16 protein-coding genes and 12 tRNA genes are annotated in these 21,097 nt (G+C 41.9%); 12 read left to right on the forward strand and 16 right to left on the reverse strand.

Features of this window, described 5'->3' with window-relative positions:
• Window positions 1–2 precede the first annotated feature (2 nt).
• Window positions 3–1,115 carry an NAD-dependent epimerase/dehydratase family protein gene (locus ACRD67_RS13790; RefSeq protein WP_430967798.1) on the reverse strand — a complete coding sequence of 371 codons (1,113 nt, stop codon included), beginning with the start codon at window positions 1,113–1,115 and terminating at the stop codon, window positions 3–5.
• Between the two features lie 228 nt (window positions 1,116–1,343).
• On the opposite strand from ACRD67_RS13790, the gene ACRD67_RS13795 reads away from it, so the two are divergent.
• The 4 genes from ACRD67_RS13795 to ACRD67_RS13810 are packed head-to-tail and all read left to right on the forward strand — an operon-like array spanning window position 1,344 to window position 4,177.
• On the forward strand, window positions 1,344–2,369 hold the full coding sequence (locus ACRD67_RS13795; RefSeq protein ID WP_430967799.1) for a sensor histidine kinase: 1,026 nt from the start codon (window positions 1,344–1,346) through the stop codon (window positions 2,367–2,369).
• A complete protein-coding gene (locus tag ACRD67_RS13800; protein WP_430967800.1) occupies window positions 2,366–3,073 on the forward strand; it encodes a LytR/AlgR family response regulator transcription factor in 708 nt (235 codons plus the stop codon). The genes ACRD67_RS13795 and ACRD67_RS13800 overlap by 4 nt, the downstream gene beginning before the upstream one ends.
• A 34-nt stretch (window positions 3,074–3,107) precedes the next feature.
• Window positions 3,108–3,839, forward strand: coding sequence for an NAD(P)/FAD-dependent oxidoreductase (locus ACRD67_RS13805; RefSeq protein ID WP_430967801.1), 732 nt, complete (start codon window positions 3,108–3,110; stop codon window positions 3,837–3,839).
• A 23-nt stretch (window positions 3,840–3,862) separates the two neighbouring features.
• A complete protein-coding gene (locus ACRD67_RS13810; RefSeq protein WP_430967802.1) occupies window positions 3,863–4,177 on the forward strand; it encodes a hypothetical protein in 315 nt (104 codons plus the stop codon).
• A gap of 208 nt (window positions 4,178–4,385) precedes the next feature.
• On the opposite strand, the gene ACRD67_RS13815 is transcribed toward ACRD67_RS13810, so the two are convergent.
• From ACRD67_RS13815 to ACRD67_RS13880, 14 genes are all read right to left on the reverse strand, one after another.
• Window positions 4,386–5,486, reverse strand: coding sequence for a slipin family protein (locus ACRD67_RS13815; protein ID WP_430967803.1), 1,101 nt, complete (start codon window positions 5,484–5,486; stop codon window positions 4,386–4,388).
• A gap of 459 nt (window positions 5,487–5,945) precedes the next feature.
• A tRNA-OTHER gene (locus tag ACRD67_RS13820) sits at window positions 5,946–5,998 on the reverse strand.
• A 540-nt stretch (window positions 5,999–6,538) separates the two neighbouring features.
• Window positions 6,539–6,611: transfer RNA gene (locus ACRD67_RS13825), tRNA-Phe, on the reverse strand.
• 5 nt (window positions 6,612–6,616) lie between these two features.
• A tRNA-His gene (locus ACRD67_RS13830) sits at window positions 6,617–6,690 on the reverse strand.
• A gap of 139 nt (window positions 6,691–6,829) precedes the next feature.
• Window positions 6,830–6,901: transfer RNA gene (locus ACRD67_RS13835), tRNA-Arg, on the reverse strand.
• A 3-nt stretch (window positions 6,902–6,904) separates the two neighbouring features.
• Window positions 6,905–6,978: transfer RNA gene (locus tag ACRD67_RS13840), tRNA-Leu, on the reverse strand.
• 4 nt (window positions 6,979–6,982) lie between these two features.
• A tRNA-Leu gene (locus ACRD67_RS13845) sits at window positions 6,983–7,056 on the reverse strand.
• A 6-nt stretch (window positions 7,057–7,062) separates the two neighbouring features.
• A tRNA-Lys gene (locus tag ACRD67_RS13850) sits at window positions 7,063–7,135 on the reverse strand.
• 3 nt (window positions 7,136–7,138) lie between these two features.
• Window positions 7,139–7,210 (reverse strand) — tRNA-Glu (locus tag ACRD67_RS13855).
• Window positions 7,211–7,220: 10 nt separating this feature from the next.
• Window positions 7,221–7,344, reverse strand: a tRNA-Asp gene (locus ACRD67_RS13860).
• 3 nt (window positions 7,345–7,347) lie between these two features.
• Window positions 7,348–7,430 (reverse strand) — tRNA-Tyr (locus ACRD67_RS13865).
• Window positions 7,431–7,446: 16 nt separating this feature from the next.
• Window positions 7,447–7,519, reverse strand: a tRNA-Cys gene (locus tag ACRD67_RS13870).
• A 196-nt stretch (window positions 7,520–7,715) separates the two neighbouring features.
• Window positions 7,716–7,786 (reverse strand) — tRNA-Trp (locus ACRD67_RS13875).
• Window positions 7,787–7,968: 182 nt separating this feature from the next.
• Window positions 7,969–8,508 (reverse strand): tetratricopeptide repeat protein, encoded by a 540-nt coding sequence (locus ACRD67_RS13880; RefSeq protein WP_430967804.1) that lies wholly within the window; start codon window positions 8,506–8,508, stop codon window positions 7,969–7,971.
• A gap of 896 nt (window positions 8,509–9,404) precedes the next feature.
• Here ACRD67_RS13880 and ACRD67_RS13885 point away from each other — a divergent pair.
• The 6 genes from ACRD67_RS13885 to ACRD67_RS13910 all read left to right on the forward strand — a co-directional run bounded on the left by ACRD67_RS13885 (window position 9,405) and on the right by ACRD67_RS13910 (window position 17,765).
• The gene (locus tag ACRD67_RS13885; protein WP_430967805.1) at window positions 9,405–11,558 is read left to right on the forward strand and encodes a VIT and vWA domain-containing protein; all 2,154 of its coding nucleotides are present in this window, start codon (window positions 9,405–9,407) and stop codon (window positions 11,556–11,558) included.
• 218 nt (window positions 11,559–11,776) lie between these two features.
• Entirely contained in the window at window positions 11,777–11,926 is a 150-nt protein-coding gene (locus ACRD67_RS13890; protein ID WP_430967806.1) for a hypothetical protein, read from the forward strand.
• Between the two features lie 48 nt (window positions 11,927–11,974).
• Window positions 11,975–12,877: an SH3 domain-containing protein gene (locus ACRD67_RS13895; protein WP_430967807.1), complete on the forward strand. Its 903-nt coding sequence runs from the start codon at window positions 11,975–11,977 to the stop codon at window positions 12,875–12,877.
• Window positions 12,874–13,908, forward strand: a complete 1,035-nt coding sequence (locus ACRD67_RS13900) for a hypothetical protein (protein ID WP_430967808.1) — start codon at window positions 12,874–12,876, stop codon at window positions 13,906–13,908. The genes ACRD67_RS13895 and ACRD67_RS13900 overlap by 4 nt, the downstream gene beginning before the upstream one ends.
• A 106-nt stretch (window positions 13,909–14,014) precedes the next feature.
• A complete protein-coding gene (locus ACRD67_RS13905) occupies window positions 14,015–17,008 on the forward strand; it encodes a ligand-binding sensor domain-containing protein (protein ID WP_430967809.1) in 2,994 nt (997 codons plus the stop codon).
• Window positions 17,009–17,015: 7 nt separating this feature from the next.
• Entirely contained in the window at window positions 17,016–17,765 is a 750-nt protein-coding gene (locus ACRD67_RS13910) for a LytR/AlgR family response regulator transcription factor (RefSeq protein WP_430967810.1), read from the forward strand.
• A 110-nt stretch (window positions 17,766–17,875) separates the two neighbouring features.
• Here the strand turns inward: ACRD67_RS13910 and ACRD67_RS13915 are convergent, their stop codons facing one another.
• Window positions 17,876–19,255, reverse strand: coding sequence for an RtcB family protein (locus ACRD67_RS13915; RefSeq protein WP_430967811.1), 1,380 nt, complete (start codon window positions 19,253–19,255; stop codon window positions 17,876–17,878).
• Between the two features lie 161 nt (window positions 19,256–19,416).
• On the opposite strand from ACRD67_RS13915, the gene ACRD67_RS13920 reads away from it, so the two are divergent.
• Window positions 19,417–20,031: an HD domain-containing protein gene (locus ACRD67_RS13920; RefSeq protein WP_430967812.1), complete on the forward strand. Its 615-nt coding sequence runs from the start codon at window positions 19,417–19,419 to the stop codon at window positions 20,029–20,031.
• 2 nt (window positions 20,032–20,033) lie between these two features.
• Window positions 20,034–21,056 carry a helix-turn-helix transcriptional regulator gene (locus ACRD67_RS13925; RefSeq protein WP_430967813.1) on the forward strand — a complete coding sequence of 341 codons (1,023 nt, stop codon included), beginning with the start codon at window positions 20,034–20,036 and terminating at the stop codon, window positions 21,054–21,056.
• Window positions 21,057–21,097: the final 41 nt, after the last annotated feature.

Below are 21,097 nucleotides of genomic sequence, written 5' to 3' on the forward strand. Positions count from 1 at the left end.
AATTATGGTTTTTTCTTCCACTTTTCAATAATTTCATTCTCTTTTTTATCGCTAATCCCAAAAACTAATTCGGAATCTTCTTCAAGGATAAATCGTTTTTCTTTAAAGGAATCATAACTTATTTCAACCGTCTCTTTAAAGTCTGTAAATTTAAGTCCGGCATTTATGGCCTTTTTATTGCTGATTTGATGAAAGCCGGGTTCGGGATCCAAGGCCACAGGGATCCAGAATGGGATCTGCATAAAAGGTTCCAATTTCATTTCGGTTACCAAGAATTTTACATCCATCCAAATGATTTTAACATCACTTTTAAGAGCGTCCTTGGCCATTGTCAAAAACTCTTTGTATCCCATAGTCGAGGCCGGGCCCACCATATTGAAGTGCCCCTTAATAGCGCTTTCGACACATTTATTGACAAAATTTCCAATATCTTGGGCATCTATAAATTGAACCGGATCATTGGAATCGGGTGCCAAAATTTCTTTGCGATTTGCGATGCGATGCAATAGATAGGTGCCGAAAGGCCCCGAATCGCGGTCGCCAACAATCGCGCCTGGCCTAAGTATGGTGAAGTTATCGGGGAAGTTCTCCTCCACTACTTTTTCACAAAGTGCTTTGTTCAAATTATAATTGCCAGGTTCATAGGATGTCCCTTTTCTTCGGGGTGACGATTCATCCATCCCGATTTTTATATAGTGGTTGTAGGCGGCAATACTCGAAATAAAAATATAGTGGGTAGTGCGCTTTTTGATCACTGCAATGGCATCTTTGACAAATTTGGGATGCTGTGGCCAAACGTCGATAACGATATCCCATCTGCCTTTTTGGCTCGTTAAATTTGTATATCCCGAGAGGCCTTTTTCGCGGTCTCCAAAAATTCGTTTTAGATCTTTAAACAAATGAGGGTTGGTTATACCTCTGTTGAACAAAGTCACTTCATGCCCTCCCTTCAATAAGGATTTTACGATTGCAGGGCCTAAAAAATTAGTTCCTCCCAAAACCAATACATTTAAGCGTGCCCCGGCTTTAAAGTTCGCAAAGATTGAAGGGACAGTGAAGGTAGCGATACCCGCCATTCCTATATCCCCAATAAATTTCCTCCTATTATTTTTCATTTAATAACATTTTGTGCGCTCAGATTCTCCTAAAATAGCCATTACGCCAATCATACTTTTTGTGAATGTTCCCAAACATAGATTATTGATGATAAACCTTGATTAGCAACAAACGACTCAAACTTGTCCCTAAAATTGAGTAGTTTGTACCCAATTTTAAGTATTTTATACTTTTTCCAGCCTGTCCTGCAGTTTTCAACTTAGATTGGACCACATTTAATCAGTTTTATGAACAGATTGTTAAGTCATCTTGTTTTTTGGTGCCTATATGTCATTTTCACCGTTGCCATTTATTATGTGCAAGAACCCAATTTAGGTCTTCATGTTATTTATGAATTGGCATCATTGCCCGCAAAGCTTTTCAGTGTATACTTCACCCTATATTTTATCGTACCACGATTTTTACTCAAAGGAAAGTATTGGCAGGCTGCATTGCAAGTTGGTCTGGTATTGGTAGTGGGCGTCTTGCTCCTGCGAATTTTTGTTCTAAATAGTGTCTATCCATTATACTTTCCCGATGTGGAAAATACCCTCTTTCCAAATGATTTATCAAAGTTTGTCTCTCCCTTGTTAGACTTGATCATTGTTACTATACTGGCCATGGTCATGAAATTGTTAAAAGATCGCGAAAAACAGGAAATCGATAGACTTGGTCGGGAAAAATCCAATGTTCAGAATGAACTACAATTGCTGAAATCCCAGCTACACCCCCATTTTCTCTTTAATACATTGAATGGGCTTTACGCCCAGATATTGAATAATCCCGAAGTCGCCGCAGAGACCGTAATTAAACTTTCAGATTTATTGCGTTTTATAATATATGAGGCAAGAAAGACGCTTGTCAACTTGGTTGACGATCTTGATTGCATAAAAAACTATATCGCCCTTGAACGGTTACGATATGGTTCAAAGTTGCAGTTGAGTTTTTCAATATCAGGTACGGCTGTCAATAAAAAAATTCCGCCCCTACTGCTGTTGCCCTTTATCGAAAATTCGTTCAAGCATGGTATTGCCAATGACCATAATGCATGCTGGATCAAATGTGCTATTGACGTATCAGAGAATATATTGGAGATGGACCTTCAGAATTCCATTGCCCCATATATTGAAGAAGAAAAAGATACAAAGGGGATTGGCATCCTAAATGTAAGGCAACGTTTGAAATACAATTATCAAGAACGATTTAGTTTGACCACCGAGAAATCGGAAGATTCATATCATATTAATTTAAAAATACCTCTTGTAAAGCCATGAACTGTGTAATTATTGATGATGAACCTCTTGCCATAGATATTTTGACAAAACATCTGAAAAGAACCGAAGGGTTTAAGCTTTTGAAGTCATTCCAAAATGCCTTTGAGGCATTATACTATGTGCAAACACAGTCCGTAGACTTGATTTTTCTGGATATACAAATGCCAAGAATCAACGGCCTGCAGTTCATTAAAATCTTGAAATACCCTCCAAAGATTATCGTAACCACGGCTTATAAAGAATTCGCCTTGGAAGCCCTAGAGCAGTCAGTGGTCGATTATCTGTTGAAACCTATTCCCTACGATCGATTTCTTCTTGCGGTAAACAAAGCCCTTGAGTTGCCACTAGTTCGGCCAAGTTCCCAGAACGAGCTGCAACCCCGAGGAAGGAGGTATTTCTTCTTAAAGGAAGGACACACATCGATAAAAATAGTTGAAGACGACATTTGTTATTTGCATGGTGACAGAAATTATTGCACGATTCATCTTCAAACCGAGAAAAAATATGCAAGAGGTAATTTAAGCCATTACGGCAATCAATTTTCCAAGGAAAGTTTTATGAGGGTGCACAAATCTTATTTTGTCGCGCTTGATCGCATTGAAAAATTTGATTCCGAATCACTATGGGTAAACGGAGATTGCATTCCAATTGGAAGAACTTACAAACGGGCATTGATGGACTTCTTGTCAAAAAAAATGCTGTAATCGATGTTGTCTTCTAATTCTTACCTATAATAAAATGCTGGAACAGGCAAGAACCTATGGAGCCAAAATCTCAACCGGAGTAGAGGTAACGGGAATAGAAGTAAGGGAGCGTAAATTTTATGTAAAGACTCCCACTTCTGATAATTATGTTGGAAGAAGCGTTGTTGTCTCCACGGGATCTACCTATCGCAGATTGCATATTCCAGGAGAAGAGGAACTTATTGGTTCCGGAGTTCATTTCTGTGCTACCTGTGATGGGGCATTTTACCGAGGTCGAGAAGTAGTTGTTGTCGGAGGTGGGAATAGTGCTTTGGAAGAAGGAACATTTCTATCGGGCTTCTGTAAAAAGATAAAAATTATCCATAGAAGTAGAGAATTTTCTGCCTCAAAAACCTATGTAGAGAAACTGTCCAAAATAGAGAATATAGAAACGTATATGAACAAAACATTATTGGAGTTTGTTGCAGATGAAAATGGACTGTTCAAAGAAACTAAAATCAAGGATAATACTACAGGAGAGGAAGGATCAATTCCTGGGGATGGGGTGTTTATTTTCATTGGTTTGATACCTAATACAGATGTGTTTAAAGGAATTGTTGATTTAAGCGAAAAAGGATTTATTACCACCACGGGACTTGCAAAGACTTCGGTTGAAGGTATTTTTTCAGCGGGAGATTGTAGGGAAGGAGCCATTGCGCAGGTAGCCGCGGCAACAGGCGAAGGAGTGCTCGCCAGTTACGGAATACGGGAATATTTTAAAAAGTAGATTATTAATTAAAACTAGAACTTATGAAAAAGGGAACTTTAGTTTTGGGAGTGGTATTATTATTTGGATTTGCTCCCAGTGAAAGATTGGATGATAACAATGGTATTGATTCGTCATCTAACAATGCGATGATAGTTGAAGAAATTGCCGAACTGAACCAAATTATTGAAAGTAAATGTGAAAAAGCTGAAATGTTGGAGGCTCAAGCAAGAATCATTTTACAGAAAGATGGCGGTTCCGAAAAAGGATTGAATCTTGTGAAGGTGGCTAAATTGCAACGCATGATGACTTTAAAGTACAAGGCAGCAATAGCTTGCAGAATTCAGTTTTTAGAGTAGTAAATAGCACGGACAAAGGCAGTTTTTGTTTTCCGGTCAGTTCTAAAATTAATTTTGTGACCGTTTCATAAACCACGCCTTTTTTTTGTGACTAATCGGGTTTATAGATATCATTTATCAAGAGGGCCGTTAAGGATTATCCAAATCTTATCAACTGATAGCGGTCAAAAAAAAATGCGCCAACGAAAGTTGGCGCATTCCAACAAATCTACTTATTGACAGAGAAAATCTCCTTCAATTGTTTTACCATACCCCCGTTTCCAGAGACAGTGATCTCACCGATTTTATCGGCGATCTTTTCAACGTATTCCATCTCTTTCAACTTGAAGAGCATCTCGTTTTCTTCCATCAGCTTAGCTGTGTTCAGCAAGCTTCGGGTAGAAGCGGTCTCTTCTCTTCGGGTAATAATATTGGCCTGAGCACGCTTTTGTGCCACCAGAACTTGGTTCATGATGTCTTTCATCTCCCCAGTTAGGATAACATCACGGATACCACAGCTCAAAACCTCAACACCCAGTTGGGTGGCCGTTGTCTTGACATCTGCAAACACAGCTTCTGCGATACTTTCTTTACGCTCTAAAAGCTCATCCAAGGTATAGGTGCCGATATAGGCACGTAAAACCAACTGCATAGCGATGTACAACTGCTTTTCATAGTCTTTGTTGTCCAATAAGGCCTTTTCGATATCTACAACCTTATACTGCGTATAGAAGTTGATACGAATAGCAGCCTTGTCCTTGGTCAACAATTCTTGACCGGAAATCTCCAACTGCAATTGACGCATATCTGCTCTTCCCATCTTGATGGAGATATCATTTTTCCAGAAGTGGTAAGCACCACTTTCCAGCGTTTTAATATAAACATCATCGACCAAAAGAACCGCTTTCTCATAAGCCGCAACTTCCAAAGTACGAAGATAAGTCCGCAATTGAGGATGACTCAGCATTGCTTTATTGATATCTTCTGTGATATAGATCTTACTCAAGTCCGCCTTAACGAACTCGTAGCTGATCAAACCTTTCCAGAAGGCATACTTACCGGCGGTAAGGACTTGTTTCAAATTGCCGTTTTCAGAAACCAAAACCAATTCGGCATCCTTAACTTCAATAAGATGCAACATGGCCTCCAAACCCTGGTCCTGTAGCAAGATTTCCAATGCTATAGGCGCAACAAAAGCCTTGGTAAGATCATAGACCATAACCTTGGTTCTAAGGCCTACCCAATGTGTTCCTTGGGTAATTACCCTTTGGTAATCTCCTTTTTTGAAGACCAAACCTACTTTTCCTGCATTGATTCTTACTCTTTTCATCATTTTAAATTTGTGTCCGCTCCATCATCTGACGGACGAACGGGTTAAACTATATGCATTGATTCCAATAACTTTCTTTACAAAAGAAACCGTGGTTGTATATCATCCATTCGATACGGAAATACTAGTTTTCAAGGTTAGGTGCCATTCGTTGTAAGTAATGCTTCCCGATGAGGTGCTGATAACGTATGCATCAGTTTTCCAAAAGGAGGGATAACTAAAAAGGAATTGCCCTTTACATCAAAAAATCACTATTTCAAGGTAGCTTCAAGACTGTTATTTTCTCCTTTAGGGAGAAATAACCGACATAGAACTACGGTTTCTTGTCATTTATAGCCTAACATGGCTTTGGTGACCAGTTTTGAAAGATGGCCGGCTTTAGAAAATGGATTTTGAGTCCATATCCTACGTTAAAAGTGTAGAGCTCTACCCACTGAGCTACTAAATCCAATAGATTTAGACGGGATTCGAACCCGCGACATCCACGTCTGTTGTTCTAACCTAGCTGAACTATCCCGCCGAAGGCGGGAGCGGGAGTCGAACCCACGACCTACAGAGTGATGATTGTTTTTTGGCTAACAATCAAAACCTTCAAGTCAAGTTGCATATGAAGACATCATACCACACGGCAAAACTTCATACAATAGTGCCATACAGAGACACCCAACAAGACCAGCTTGATATTATTAATCCTATGTCACCCCGAGCGCAGTCGAGGGGTAACTGGGAATATGACATTTTCAATGAACTTTTCTCAACGCCCCGCTCCATCTGGCCCATCTGCTAAAAATGTCCATCGGACATTTTCTTTACGCGATGGCCTACCACAGCTCTTCCCTTTAAGCTAAAGAGGCATTTTGTTATTGCCCCGCAACACACCTCGTTGTTGCGGGGCACTACCACAAACTATGTTTTAAACAAGTTTGTTCTAATTACACAACAAAATTGAATTACAACTACGCAATCATCATACGTAGTAAAATTTTCTTTTATTCTTTGCAGGAATAGCAAGACTCGAGCCTGCCTGCCGGCAGGCAGGCTATATTCCTATGTGGAACAGACAGGACTCGAACCTGTATCTTCGGATCTTCAATCCGCAGCATTGACCATCTTTGCTACTGTTCCTTCTTGGGTGTACTCCGGGACTCGAACCCTGTCCTTCCCGTTCACAGCGGGGCGCTTTACCGGATAAGCTAGAGACACCATTTTAAACGAAGACCCTAAAGGATTTATTCATGTTATATCTATTTTATTGCATAGGTATTCATGAATGCCCTGCATTTGAACCTTTACAACAAGAATCAAAATCTTGTATGCTAGCCATTACATCACAGGTCTATTCGTAAGCCTAATAAGATTCGAACTCATACCTCAGGGTTAGAAATCCTGCGTGCTATCCATTACACCATAAGCTTGTGTACCCCACCCAAGATTCGAACTTGGACTTAAAGGATTTTAAGTCCTTTGCCTCTGCCAATTGGGCTAGTGGGGCATCGTACAGGGAGAGAGACTCGAACTCTCAAATACCTGATCCTAAATCAGGCGCCTTTGCCATTTTGGCCATCCCTGCAAGTTGTTGAGGCATTAGGGCTCGAACCTAAGACTCCCGTGTTAAAAGCACGGTACTCTACCAACTGAGTTATACCTCACTGTACTCCATAAGGGAATCGAACCCTTGTCTTCCGATAGAAAGTCGGATGCACTAGCCACTATGCTAATGGAGCAAAATCATTGCAGTACCGACGGGACTCGAATACCTACGCTTAGGTCGGTATCCCGACTTTCGCTTAAGTGAAACGTCGGGACCCGTACCTTCCCGATAGACAGTCGGGTGCTCTAGCCATTGAACTACGGTACTTTGTGGAAGTAGCAGGACTCGAACCTACATGCTCCGAAGAGACCTGATTTACAGTCAGGCGAGCCAGCCAATTGCTCAATACTTCCGAATTCATTTTATCAGAGACAAGGATGAGATTCGAACTCATAAAAAATGATTTTGCAGATCATTGCCTTAACCATTCAGCCACCTTGTCATTTGGCGGAGGGCAAAGGAATTGAACCTTCAGTACCTTTTAGTAGATTTGCTTAGCAGGCGAGCGCTACGAACCAGTATTTGCCTACCCTCCATACAGTACCGACGGGAATCCCCACCTGTCGAGCAGGCAGGGAACCCTGCAATGACTTCCCAAGAGACAGTTGGGCACTTTGTCATTGAATTACAGTACTTAGCGCGTCCGCAAGGATTCGAACCCCAATCCCGGGTTTTGGAGACCCAGATGCTACCCTTACACCACAGACGCTTGGTGGGAGTGGTAGGAATCCCCGCCTGCCGAGCGGGCAGGGAACCTACTCAGTCAAAGACAACGGATTTTAACTCATTCAATTCTATTTCTTTTCATAGGTTTCGTTGAATTCGTAAACTCATTTCAGTCCCGCCATCGACGTTACAACTTCGGCGTACTCCCTTGTAACCGCCCCTGATTTAGGAGCGGTTTTTAGATTTCTCCTCCTTTCGTTTTTTCTTGTTCTTACTTTTTTTCTTTCCAAACTTTCCTTTTACTCGACTTATCTCTTCTTCGACTCTTCTTATGAATTCATTGTTAAGCCCGTGTCTTTTTGCTTGCTTGTATGCTTTGATCGCTTCTTTGAATTCACCTTGTACTTCCTTTAGCAAACCTTGGTAGAAATACAAGGCTCCTTTATCAGTTGCCTTACGAACTATGGCGAAATCCAAGAGTTTTTGGGCTTCTTCATAATCTTCGTTCAACACTAGAGTTCTGATATACGCCGGATAAATTTTTGGCCAATCGAGTCCACTTGCCAATGCTTCGGAAAAACAACTCTTGGCAGTTTCGAACTCTCCTAATTGTTCCGTATAAATCTTACCCATCAAATAAAGCGCCTGAACATTTTTGGCATCATAAGACAAGGCATAATTCAATGCTTCAATAGCCTCCTCCAAGTTGTATGGATAAGCATCCAATGCTTTGAATAGGTATATGTTAAAATTTGTTCTTTCCATGATAGATTTTCCTTTGTGCATTTTTGGGACAGATATGCTGGCCCAACAATGCAATTTTTTTGATTTCGGAATGTCTATATCTGATGAATGGATATAAAAAATCCGAAACACTCTGATTGAATGCTTCGGATCTTTTAGAGTCTATAACTCCTTATGGAAAGAACCGAAGCATATATATTGATTGTTCCCAAATCAATCGGCTTTTAAAACAATTCTGATGTAAAAGCATAGCTTCGTTTTTAGTATTAATATTCTGTTTTTTTGTCCTTAATTCGACAGGGCAAAGATGAAATCAATTTTTGAATTACACAAGAAAAAAATGAATTTAATTTACTGAAAATCAAATACTTATGATAATATTGAGCAATAGAAACCTTGTCCACTTTTCAGCAGATTTTTAACATTTTACAATCGCCTGTCTCTCAATCGTTTTCTGTTTCAATTATCCTGTATATGTAGTTTTACTTTTCACTCATTCCTTTAAAAATTTCCATAAAAAAAGCGCCCAATTAATGTTGGACGCTTGTATTCAGTATCAAGTTTTGTTCTTAAATCAATATATAAATCCATTTAAACTAGACACATCACGTCCCTTCCGCGAGGATAATTCCAATATCCAGCGATAGTCACACTGACTAAACAGTGATTCCGGTTTGCTATGTACTCTAGTATTTTTCATTTCTGGTGCAAATATGACACTATTTTTTTGTGTTTTCCAAATTTCCTCCGGTTTTCATGGAACCCTAGCGCGCCTTCCGATACTTACGCAACCCTAAAAACGATAGGGTTTTTACGAATTCTAGTTTAGGGCCAACGAATTCTAAAGCAGCTCATGTACCCCCACGGTGCCTGGTTACATTTGGTAAGTGAATCAACAATTGTCTGAAACCAAAATCATGAAAAATCTATTCGTTTTAATGCTTTCCTGTACCGTCTTCCTTTGTTTTGCCCAGGAAAGGAAAGGCCCTTATTTAGCAGTATCTGACAAAGATGCTGTCATCCCGTTAAAGGAAACCAGGACCAAGGTGCAAATATCGGGAACCATTGCCCACGTACATATGACCCAAGTGTATCACAATCTTGGAGAGATCCCCATAGTTGCAAAATATGTGTTTCCCCTTGCCACCCAGTCGGCGGTGCATAAAATGCAAATGCGTATTGGGAGTCGGACTATAAACGCCGAAATATTCGAAAAGCAAGAGGCCCAAAAGATTTACAATACGGCTTTAAAGCAGGGAAAACGCGCTGCCAAGCTAGATCAACATCGACCTAACATCTTTCAGATGCATGTAGGCAATATTATGCCCGGTGAAACCATTGCCATAGATATCTATTTCACAGAAATGTTGGTGCCCGTGAATGGAAGCTATCAATTTGTTTCACCTAGAGTGGTAGGGCCCAGGTATACGGGTGAGGACACCGTACAGGAAGAAGCTTTTCATATGCCCTATACCCCTAAAGGTATTTCGGACACTTTTAGTTTTGATATGGATGTACATATCAATGCAGGCATGATCATTCAAAACATAGGTAGCAACACCCATAGCATCAATATTGATTACCCCGATACCAAAACGGCAGAGATATCCTTATCCAAAACAAATCAAAATCCAGCCAATAGGGATTTTGTACTGAACTACAATCTACGTGGCGATGCCATACAATCAGGTCTTCTTTTATACGAGCATGGGGACGAAAATTTCTTTGCCTATATCATGGAACCCGCCCATACGGTTAAATTGGAGGACATTCCGTCCCGGGAATACTTGTTTATTGTGGATGTTTCGGGCTCCATGAACGGATACCCTTTGCAGGTCTCTAAAGCGTTGATGCGAAATTTATTGTGTAATCTTAGAACAACGGATACGTTTAACGTGCAACTCTTTGCCTCTAGTTCTACCGTTTTTAGTCCTTTTCCCGTTGAAGCTTATGAGCATAATGTGGAGGCAGCCATTCGTTTTCTTTCTGAAGGCCAGGGTGGTGGGGGCACCCAACTGCTCAGTGCGTTGCAACAGGCTTACAAGCTGCCCAGAAAGGACATCACCGGTTCCCGTTCCATGGTGGTTATTACGGACGGCTATGTACAAGTGGAAAAAGAGGCCTTTGAATTGATCAAAAGCAATTTGGACCAGGCCAATGTGTTCACCTTCGGTATTGGGTCCAGTGTCAACAGGTATCTGGTCGAAGGAATGGCCCGGGTATCCAACAGCGAATCTTTTATAGCCACTACAAGGGAAGAGGCAGCCGTTGTGGCCAAGGAATTTAAGGAGTATGTTTCCACACCTTTGCTAACCCAGGTAAAGTTGCAGGCCAAAGGTTTTGAAATCTATGATATGGCCCCTAAAAGCATCCCCGATGTTTTTGCCCGGAGACCTGTAATTGTATACGGAAAATATCAGGGAAAACCCCGAGGTACCTTGGTGGTCAGAGGATATCAGGGCAGGAAAAGGTTCAAACAGGAATTTAAGGTATCCCAAGGCAGTTTAAGTATTGGAAACAAGGCCTTGCGCTACCTCTGGGCCCGAAAGAGAATCGCAGAGTTGGATGATTACGGTAAACTGTTCAATGCCAAAGTAAAGGACAGCGTATTGGCCCTAGGCCTTAGGTACCATTTGGCCACAGCCTACACTTCCTTTGTGGCGGTAGATGAAACAGTGGTCAACAAAGAGGGTAAAACAAAAACGATAAAACAACCCCTGCCAATGCCCCAAAATGTAAACAATTCGGCGGTGGGAGCAGCGGCGGAACTCAGTGAAAAGACCAAATTCACCAAATCTTTTGCCATTCATATCGCTGAAAACCTATCCAAGGCCGAAAAAAGAAAGATTACCATAGGTTTCAAGGCCGTCTATTCCAAACAGATACATCGCTATCTCCATACCTACAGGGCTTTGCGGATTACACTGGATACCCAGGGCAGGGTAACCAAAATTGAAAAACAGGAAAATGGGAAATGGGTGATTTCTGAAAACATAACGAAAGAATTTTCCAAACTCCAAGCACTTAAGCTTAGGCTTCTGCAACCGGTGACCCTTACCATAAAGAAATAGTGTTAGGTTGGTTGGCTCCCTCTTAGGAGGGGAGAAAGCCCACAAGGATCCTCAAGACTTGTGGGTTTTTCTTTTGGATGGCGAACGGCACAATGCGTTGTTCAGGTAGCTGCACGAATTCTAGATTGCAACCTACGAATACTAGAAGAGTGCCCATCAAGCCTAGGGATCAAACTACTTTTGAAATAAGCAAGCAGAACAAACTAAAATTGAGCAGCATGAAAAGTAACGGCATTTTTGGGACCAACGTAAACTACATAGCGGACCCTACGATCAAGGAGCTTGAAACTTTGGAAAGTTGTTATTGGAACGATAATGATTTCAACCCTAAGATTAGGCTACCATCAGCACAATGCATCGATTCTTAAACGTCTAAAAAACATTGAAATAAGTATTAACATTAAAATCCATATATCATGAAAAATCTAAAAAGAAGTATCCTCGCCCTTTGCATATTTGTCTTTTTCAACGTCACTGGTCAAACATTGCCAGAGGTGCGGTTTAACGTAATGAAAGATACCATGGACACGGAAAAAGTGTCCTATGAATACCTTCTTGGGCATAAAGTGTTTTTACGCGAAGGGCCTTCAAAAAAGAGTAAAAAATTGACCATTTTGGATATTGGCACCAAATTGATCTTAACGGACAAAAGCCAAAATCAGGAAGCTATAAATGGCATTAGAAGCCATTGGTACCAAGTAATTGTCGGTGAGAAAAAGGGTTGGGTCTGGGGTGGCCTTATTGCTCAAAAAGCCCTTGGGAGTCAGGCGAATTATGATGTGAAATTTGTTTATGGCCTGGAAAGCTTCAAAACCAACGATGAAGGTGTTTGGGAAGAAAAATATCAAATAAGGGCCTTCAAAAATGGTATTCAAATCGACAAAATTGTGTTTGATGGACACCAATTCCAGCCGTTGGAAATAAAGAATATCGGAAACAAGGGGCTCTTTAATGTAGAAGATATTTTAACACTTTCCGTTTCCGATGGCCCAGACTCTATCAGTGAAGGAAAAATGTATGTTTTTTGGAATAATGGTAAGTTTACCTACGTGGCCAATTTAATACCCACGGTAGCGTCGACCTATACGAAAAGTGAATCCTTCGTTTTTCCTTCGGACATGGAGGGCATGAAGAGTACCATTATCCTAAAAACCAAAATTACCGATTACCAAAACCTGGAAAATGGGAAAATTACGGACAATTCTTCCTTGCTTACCAGTCTTTATACCTGGAATGGTTACAAACTATCCAAAAAGGAGGTCGCCCCCATTGGCTCAAATGATATCATTGTAAGTACCGGAAATTCCAGCGAATTATGAAAAGTTCCTATATCCTTTTACTTTTTCTATTTATAGGTGGCAGGGAACCGTTTCCAATAGTTACGGAAGCGGTTTCCGCTTTGCCAATGGAAGTAGCTACAACCGAGGAATCGGTGGCCTTTATTACCGGTTTTGACGAGGGGGACACCACCTATTATGCCAAGGCCAGGGAGTATTTTGAAACACGGAACATCCCGGTGATCACCCATTTATTTTCCTTGGAAGAAATTGTGCTATGGCTCAACCAAAATTCCAACAAACAAAAGCGATTTGATGAGATCCATATCGTAAGCCATGGCAACCCTTGGTTGGGAATGTCCCTGAAAACGAACAAATTCGGGGAACGAACTTCCGTAAAAACCTTAGGTTCAGCCCTGGCAACGGGCAAAATTCCGAAAGTTCGAAACACGATCACGGCCTGTACAAAGATTATTTTTCACTCATGCGGCCTAGGGGAAAATCGGGCATTGATGCAAGAATTGAAGCAGGTCTTTACCGCCGAGGAAGCTCCAAAAGTATATGCCTCCTCCTTTTTCAACATCTTTGGAGGAAAATATGCTGCGCATTATTTGGCGAAACCGTACTACGGATATTACCCCACAGCCGAATCTCCCGGACCTCGGGCACTTTCAGAAACATTCAAGGCAAATTATCCCCATGTGGATATTGATTGGTTTACGGCCTTGAAAACCAGACAAGAACATCGTTTTGGCAAGGCCTATAGTTATAAGTTCAACATTCCGGTGGATTGGGAGTTTACATTTGACGCCGGAACGGAAATCTCAGGATTTGAAACCAGGGAAGTGCTAATGGATTGGCTGGTAGAAAACGAGGCGGTGGCAGAAGCGCTTTTTCAATTGGGCATTCCCATTGAGAAATACCGATGGAAAAGCTTTGTGGAGGGAAGAATACTTTATGTAAAGGGCAAGACAACCGTACTTTGTATAATGCAGCCCGTTATGGAGGTTAAGGACCCATCCGAGTACCGAACCCTCCACTTAAACGATACGGAATTGTATCAAATATTATAGTGGTATTCCCGTTATTACAGTCTCTTACTATATTTGTTTATAACCTTAAAAATTTTCGAAAAAGTTGCATCGTGCTACCCGTTATTTCCTTTTCATAAGTATTTTGATGACCACAGGGTCACTATGGGGTCAGGCCAACCAACTTAGGGCATACACCCTTGAAGATGGTTTGCCACAATCCCAAGTCTATGATATGGTCCAGGACGCGAAGGGGTATTTGTGGTTGGGTACCCAAGGTGGCGGACTCTGCAATTTTGACGGGAACAGCTTCCAGGTGTGGAAGCAGGGCAATGGCCTACTTTCCAATTACATCCACGCACTTCATTTTGGCAATGACACCCTCTATATTGGAAGCAAACGGGGCCTTTCCATAAAAACAAAACAAGGATTTGTAAATTTTGAATCACCTCAGGTGAATCAAATCCATCAACGGGGAAATGTACTTTATTTGGCGACCAATCGGGGGATATATCGGCTTTTGCATGGTACTGGTCTGGAACAGGTTTTTATTCACCCCGAACTGGATTCCAGCATTGTCAATACCATTTTTTTTGATGGTGCCGTTTTCTGGGCAGCCACAAATAACGGCTTATGGAAATTGAACGATTTAAATACGGAGGCCACATCCAAGGAAAGACTACTGAGCAACAACTTTACCTCCGTAATTGCGCACAAAGGGAAAGTTTTTGGGGCAACCTTTAATGATGGCATCTACGTTTTGGACCCCAAAAATTCAACGGATGCCATTTTGATCCGAGAGCCTTTGCGGATCAATGCCATTTCCATTCAAAATCAAAATGAGCTATGGGTAGCTACGGACAACAATGGCCTTACCATACTGGATGCGGATACCTATGTTGAAAAAGGAAACTTAAACAGCAGCAACGGATTGGCCGTTTCCCATATTAGAAAGGTCATGGCCGATCGTCAGTCCAATATCTGGATAGCTACGTCAGGAGGAGGGTTCTATAAATATTTTCCAAACAATTTTAAACATTACAACCAAAATACGGGCCTGATGGGTAATCGTGTATATGCGGTACATTCCGCCTTGGACGGAATCTGGGTTTCAAACTCCGAAGCCGGACTGGTCCGTATAGACTCCTCAGGAATTCATCATATTCCCAATGCTGCTAAGATTTCTGAAGTGAAGATCAAGACCATTACAAGTGATACCAAGGGCAATATTTGGGCAGGTACCGATGGGGGAGGGGTGCTTTTCCGAGAAACTGTACTCGTAGACAGTATAGCAGTGGATAGTACCGATACTCTACGCATTAAAAGGGACACTTTGGTGAGCAAAAAGGTCCGAACCCATATTCTGGATACGGACATGGGCTTTCCGTCCAACTGGATTAGTGATATCTATGCTGACAAGAAAAATACGATTTGGGCAGCCACCTATTCCAGTGGCATTATAAAGTTCCTGTTCTACCCAGGGAAGAAGGGCCTAGCGGTTAAAAAAGTCTTTGGAAAGGAAGATGGAATCGAGGACCTTTTTATCAGGGATTTGGCGACGGATACAGCGGATAGGTTGTGGTATGCCACCAAAAACGGAGCGTTGGGATATCTTTCCGAGGGGAAGGTCACCCATTTGGGACAAGTTTTGGATGAGCGCTTCTCCATTGGAACTTTGCTGTTCCACAACAACAGATTGTTCCTGGGTACGGCTGGCAGCGGTATCTGGTGGTCCGATTTGGACGGAACGATAAATTTCCAAAAACTTAGCGGGGCAAAAAATCTTGGCTCGGAGAATATCTATCAGCTTATTTTTGACGATCAGGGTTATTTGTGGGCGGGTACCGAGCAGGGGGTTGATAAAATTGCGTTGAACAAGATGAATGAGATTGTCGATGTTTTTCATTTTGGAAGAAATGACGGCTTTTTGGGAATAGAAACTTGCTTAAACGCTGTGGACAAGGATGCGATGGGAAACCTTTGGTTTGGCGCTATTTACGGATTAACACAATACAAACCAGGCAATCCCGGTATAAAGTCCCAAAAGCCACAAATCCATTTTGAGGCACTGGAGGTGAATTATAGGGCTGTTGATTCCATTAACTTGAAGGAATGGACCAATAGCGATAAGACCCTGCAGTTAAAACCTGAACAAACCCAATTGACCTTTGGGTATAACACGGTGGACATTGCCCATCCTGATGAAATTCAATTTCGATATAAATTAAACACGACGGAATGGAGCCCCTGGTCTTCGGAAAACCGTCAAAACCTACTGGGCCTCGCCTATGGACCTCACTTGTTTTCAGTGCAGTCCAGAAACTATAGATGGGAGGAGAGCGACCCGATACAATTCAGATTTCATATAGACCGTCCGTTGCATAGGAAATTGTGGTTCCAATTAACGATGTTAGGGTTGGTCACTTTACTTTTGATAGGAACGACCTTTTGGTACATAGGAAGAATAAAGTTGCGGAACCGGGAGGAACAAGAACGATTACAGTTGCAAAACCATTTGCTTTCCTTGGAGCAAAAAGCCCTAAGGTTACAGATGAACCCACACTTCATCTTTAATGTACTCAATGGGATAAAGGCCATGGGGACCCGAAAGCCCCAAAAGATGAATGCCACCATTAATAGTTTTGCCACCCTACTGCGGGAAACCTTATACAATTCCAGGAAAGATTACATTAGCTTAGATCAGGAGATAAAAACGTTACGCCATTATATAGAAGTGGAACAGCTTATGGCGCCTAAGGCTTTTTCCTTTGATATTAGCGCGGATACCGTGCCCGATGCGGAGGAAATACACCTACCACCAATGCTTATACAACCTTTTGTGGAAAATGCTATAAGACATGGTATTCTCAAGAGCAATAGGGCGGGAGAGCTGAAGATACGGTTCTATACTTCCAAAGCGTTCTTGCACTGTACAGTACAGGATAATGGGCCTGGCATTTTTCAATCGCAGATGGAGGGGACAAAAACCGACCATCAATCCATGGCCCTTGTGGTGACCCGGGAACGATTGGAATCCATTTCGGGAAAAGATGCCTTACAAATCGAAGAGATCCGAAGCGGTGATAAAACCGTGATCGGAACCCAGATATCATTAAAAATTCCTTTACAAACCGATTATTGACCGTCCTATGCACACAGCGATTATTGTTGAAGACATGCTCGATGCCTTAGAGCTCTTAAAAAGTGATATCGAAACCCGGTATCCGGAAATTAAGGTCACCGGCACCGCCAGAAGTGTCGTGGAAGCGGCTAAATTATTGCGAAAAAAAGAACCGGATATCCTCTTTTTGGATATTATGCTCGGGGATGGGACCAGCTTTGATCTATTGGAAATATTCCCAAACCTAAAATCCAAGATTGTTTTTATCACCGCCAGTGATGAATTTGCCATTCGTGCCTTCAAATTTGCGGCCATAGACTATGTACTAAAACCGTATTCGGATGAAGCATTGGGAAAGGCCATTACCAGGGCAAAAGAACAGATAGGGCCAAATGAGGAACGCCTTGCCATTTTAAAGGATACCCTATCGGCTCCAGAGCGGAAACCTGACAAGATATCCTTGCATACCTTGGACAAAATCATCATAGTGAACCTGGACGATATCGTGCGATGCGAATCGGATAGCAACAATACCATTTTTTACCTTAAGGATAAGCGGAAAATCTTTGTTACCAAGACCTTGAAATATTTCTCCGATATGCTGAAGCGTTACGAGTTTTTGCGTATACACCAAAGTCATTTGGTGAATCTCCAATACATAAGTGCCTTTATCAAGACCGATGGTGGATATCTGATGTTAAAAAATGGGGAAAACGTACCTGTATCGGTTCGAAAAAAGACAGAGATCATGGAGATTTTGGATAGGATGCATCGCTAGAACCCAAATAGAACGCCTCCCGCAAATCGATGAATAATCCATTGATAACAGAAAGCTTGGGTTTGTCTGGTAAACAGGATGTTTGATGTCCAATAGAAATTTAACACCCATTACTTTCTTCTTTTTTTCCACGGCGCATTCTTTAACCAGTCTCCGGCCATGATACAACCGTATGGCATCACCTCGTCCTGTACCTCCCCCAAGCCAAAGTCGTTCATTTGGTTTCGAACCGTAGTGGCGTTTTTGTACGCGCTTGGTAGTTCTGAAACATCGATCTCATTGGAGAAGAAACGCACGTCCAAACCTTTGGTTTCCTCATGGAATACTTCCTCATTGGTGAATTCGGCCTTGTTCCTCTTATGCTGCGTTCTGCTCATATTACGTCCTGCACCGTGTGGCGCAAAGCCCAAATTGCTTGCGGTCGTCTTTCCGTCAACAACCAACACGGGCTCAGCCATATTTAAAGGGATCAATCGTGGTCCAGTAATATCGGGCATAAACTTGGCATCCAAAGGGGTTGCGCCTTTTGCATGATAGAATATATCGTTATCCTGAAATACAAAATTATGTTCGTTCCAATAGCGGTCCTCAGTTTTTACGCCCAAAGTATTCAAGGTCGCATCGTGAATAACTTCATGGTTTTTCTTTGTCCAAGCCCTTATAATTTGCATGGCCTTCCAATAATTCTGTCCTTCTTCGGTATCAAAGGGAATCCATGCGTTCTGCTTTAGGGTTTCCGGGGAAATTTCTTGTCGAAAGCGTTCCGCAATCTTCATTCCCTTGGTGTATAAACGCGCTCCTGGGCCTCGTGAACCGTGATGGGTAATTAACATGGTATTGCCGGTTTTTTTGGAGGTACCTACAAACAAGAAATGGTTACCGTCCCCTTGGGTACCCAAATGCGATCGTGCGATTTGAACCATCTGTCCATCATTCAACAATACATTTCCCTCAAAAGCTTCCAAAAGCTCGGTAGGAAATCGATATTGCGTATTTCTGTCCCTTCCGCCTGGACCAAAATGGGTACTGGCATGGGCGGCGTCCAAAATATCCCTTGGATCGGTTGAACCAAAATCGGTCAACATCACAGAGCAACAGATATCCGCACTGTGCATCCCTGGGTGAATAGCGTTTTTGGCAGCGACCACCCCACCTACGGGAATGGTTCCCTTAGGGCCTGCCGGACAAGCATCGGGCATTACGGCACCGTTTACCACAGTAGGAGTGCGCATTAGAATGTCCATAGATTCAAGCACCGAGTTCACATTGCCTTCTTCCAATTCGTTTTCCGCTTTTATATTGATGGAAAAAGCAACTGCTTGTGAACGCAACTTCTGAATAGGACCTGGCTTGAACTGTTCTAGATAGTTCAACATGGCATCGCCCGCCAATTGGTGGGTATTGATATGTTCCAATGCTTCCGGAAACCATTTTCCCGATTTGAATCCCAAATCGATCAATGTTTTTCCTGTAATTGTCTTGTTTTCCATGATTTCTTCTTTAATTAGCCCCACCGACTCCCTCGTTCGGCGGGGCGCTACATGAAGCTAGCGCACCAGCTTCTTTATGACTCCGGTACAAACTTGCGATTCATGTACGCAATTATTTTGCGTAGTTATGCTTTTCTTCTAATTTTATATAAAATAGTGCTATGGATTTACAGGAAAGATACATAAGAATCTTGTCTAAATATCTACCGGAGGAGACTGAAGTAATCAAATTGTGGAAGGCGTTGAAAGGGGTGTACCGGCAAACATTTCGAAAGTACCACAACCTAAATCATCTTGTAGAACTCTTTTCTTACTATGATATACACAAGGATGTTATTGAGCATGAAGAAGAAATTATGCTAGCTATCTACTACCACGACTATGTATACAGTGTTTGGAAGAAGGATAATGAGGAGAAAAGTGCCGAAAAAGCCGTTCAGGTATTGCAACATATTGGCTATCCCGAGGTAGGCATTGACCGAATCAAAGAGCTCATTCTTTGTACAAAACATCACCAAGGCAAATCCAATGATGAAAATTATCTAATCGACTTTGATTTGGCAATTTTAGGACAACCCGAAGCGATGTACGACGATTATGCGCTTAAAATTAGAAAGGAGTATGTCAAAATACCCCATCTTTTGTATCGAAAAGGTAGAAAAAAGGTACTGCAGCACTTTTTAAGCAAAGACAGCATTTATCAAACCGAAGACTTTAAATCCAAATTTGAAGCCCGGGCAAGAACCAATTTGACCAACGAATTAAATCGACTATAACAATGGCCCTTAACAAAAATGCCTTGATCCGGTATAAGACAATCGACAAATGCCTTCAAAACAGCTATCGAAGGTGGACCTTGGAGGATTTGATCACCGCTTGCTCCGATGCGCTCTATGAATATGAAGGTAGGGAAGTGAATGTGAGCAAACGAACCGTGCAGTTGGACATTCAGCTGATGCGAAGTGACAAATTGGGGTACAATGCCCCCATTATCGTCTATGATAAAAAGTATTACAAATATGAGGATGAAGACTATTCCATAACGGACATCCCTCTAACGGAAAATGATATGAACGTGCTTTCCGAGACGGTGGAAATGCTGAAACAGTTTAAGGACTTTTCCCTGTTCTCCGAACTGGGAGGCATCATTCAGCGGTTGGAAGACAAGGTATACACCGAGAAAACCCATCAATCTTCCATAATCCATTTGGACAAGAACGAAAATTTAAAGGGCTTGCATTGGTTGGACGAACTCTACCAGGCCATCCAGAAAAAGGTGGTGCTAAAAGTGGAATACAAGTCGTTTAAGGCAGTGGTGGCCAATGTGATTAGCTTTCACCCCTATCTTTTGAAGGAATTTAACAACCGCTGGTTTTTGATCGGTATGGGTAATAAAAAAAAGGGGATTGTAAACCTGGCCCTAGACCGTATCATTGCTATAGACTACGATTTCAATGTTCCCTATGTGGAACATGATTTTGATGCGAACGATTTTTATACGGATGTGGTAGGGGTAACCGTAAACCAGGGAGAACGTGCGTCGAACATCAAACTCTGGATAGACCGGCACAATGCACCCTATGTGCTGACTAAGCCCCTTCACCATTCCCAGGTCCTGGAAAAGGAAAACCAGGACGGGAGCATCCAGGTCAATATCAAGGTTAAACTCAATTTTGAATTGGAACGATTGATCTTGGGGTTTGGCGAGGCCATAGAGGTCTTACAACCGGAACGATTGCGGAAACGGATTTTGCAGAAGTTGGCGAATGCGGTAAATCGTTACGAAGAAAAGTCGCCTTGACTCACTGAAAATACTACTTCCCTCATTTCGCATTTCATATA

Origin of the sequence: Eudoraea algarum (genome assembly GCF_050589645.1) — a bacterium.
Taxonomy (GTDB): domain Bacteria; phylum Bacteroidota; class Bacteroidia; order Flavobacteriales; family Flavobacteriaceae; genus JBNGOQ01.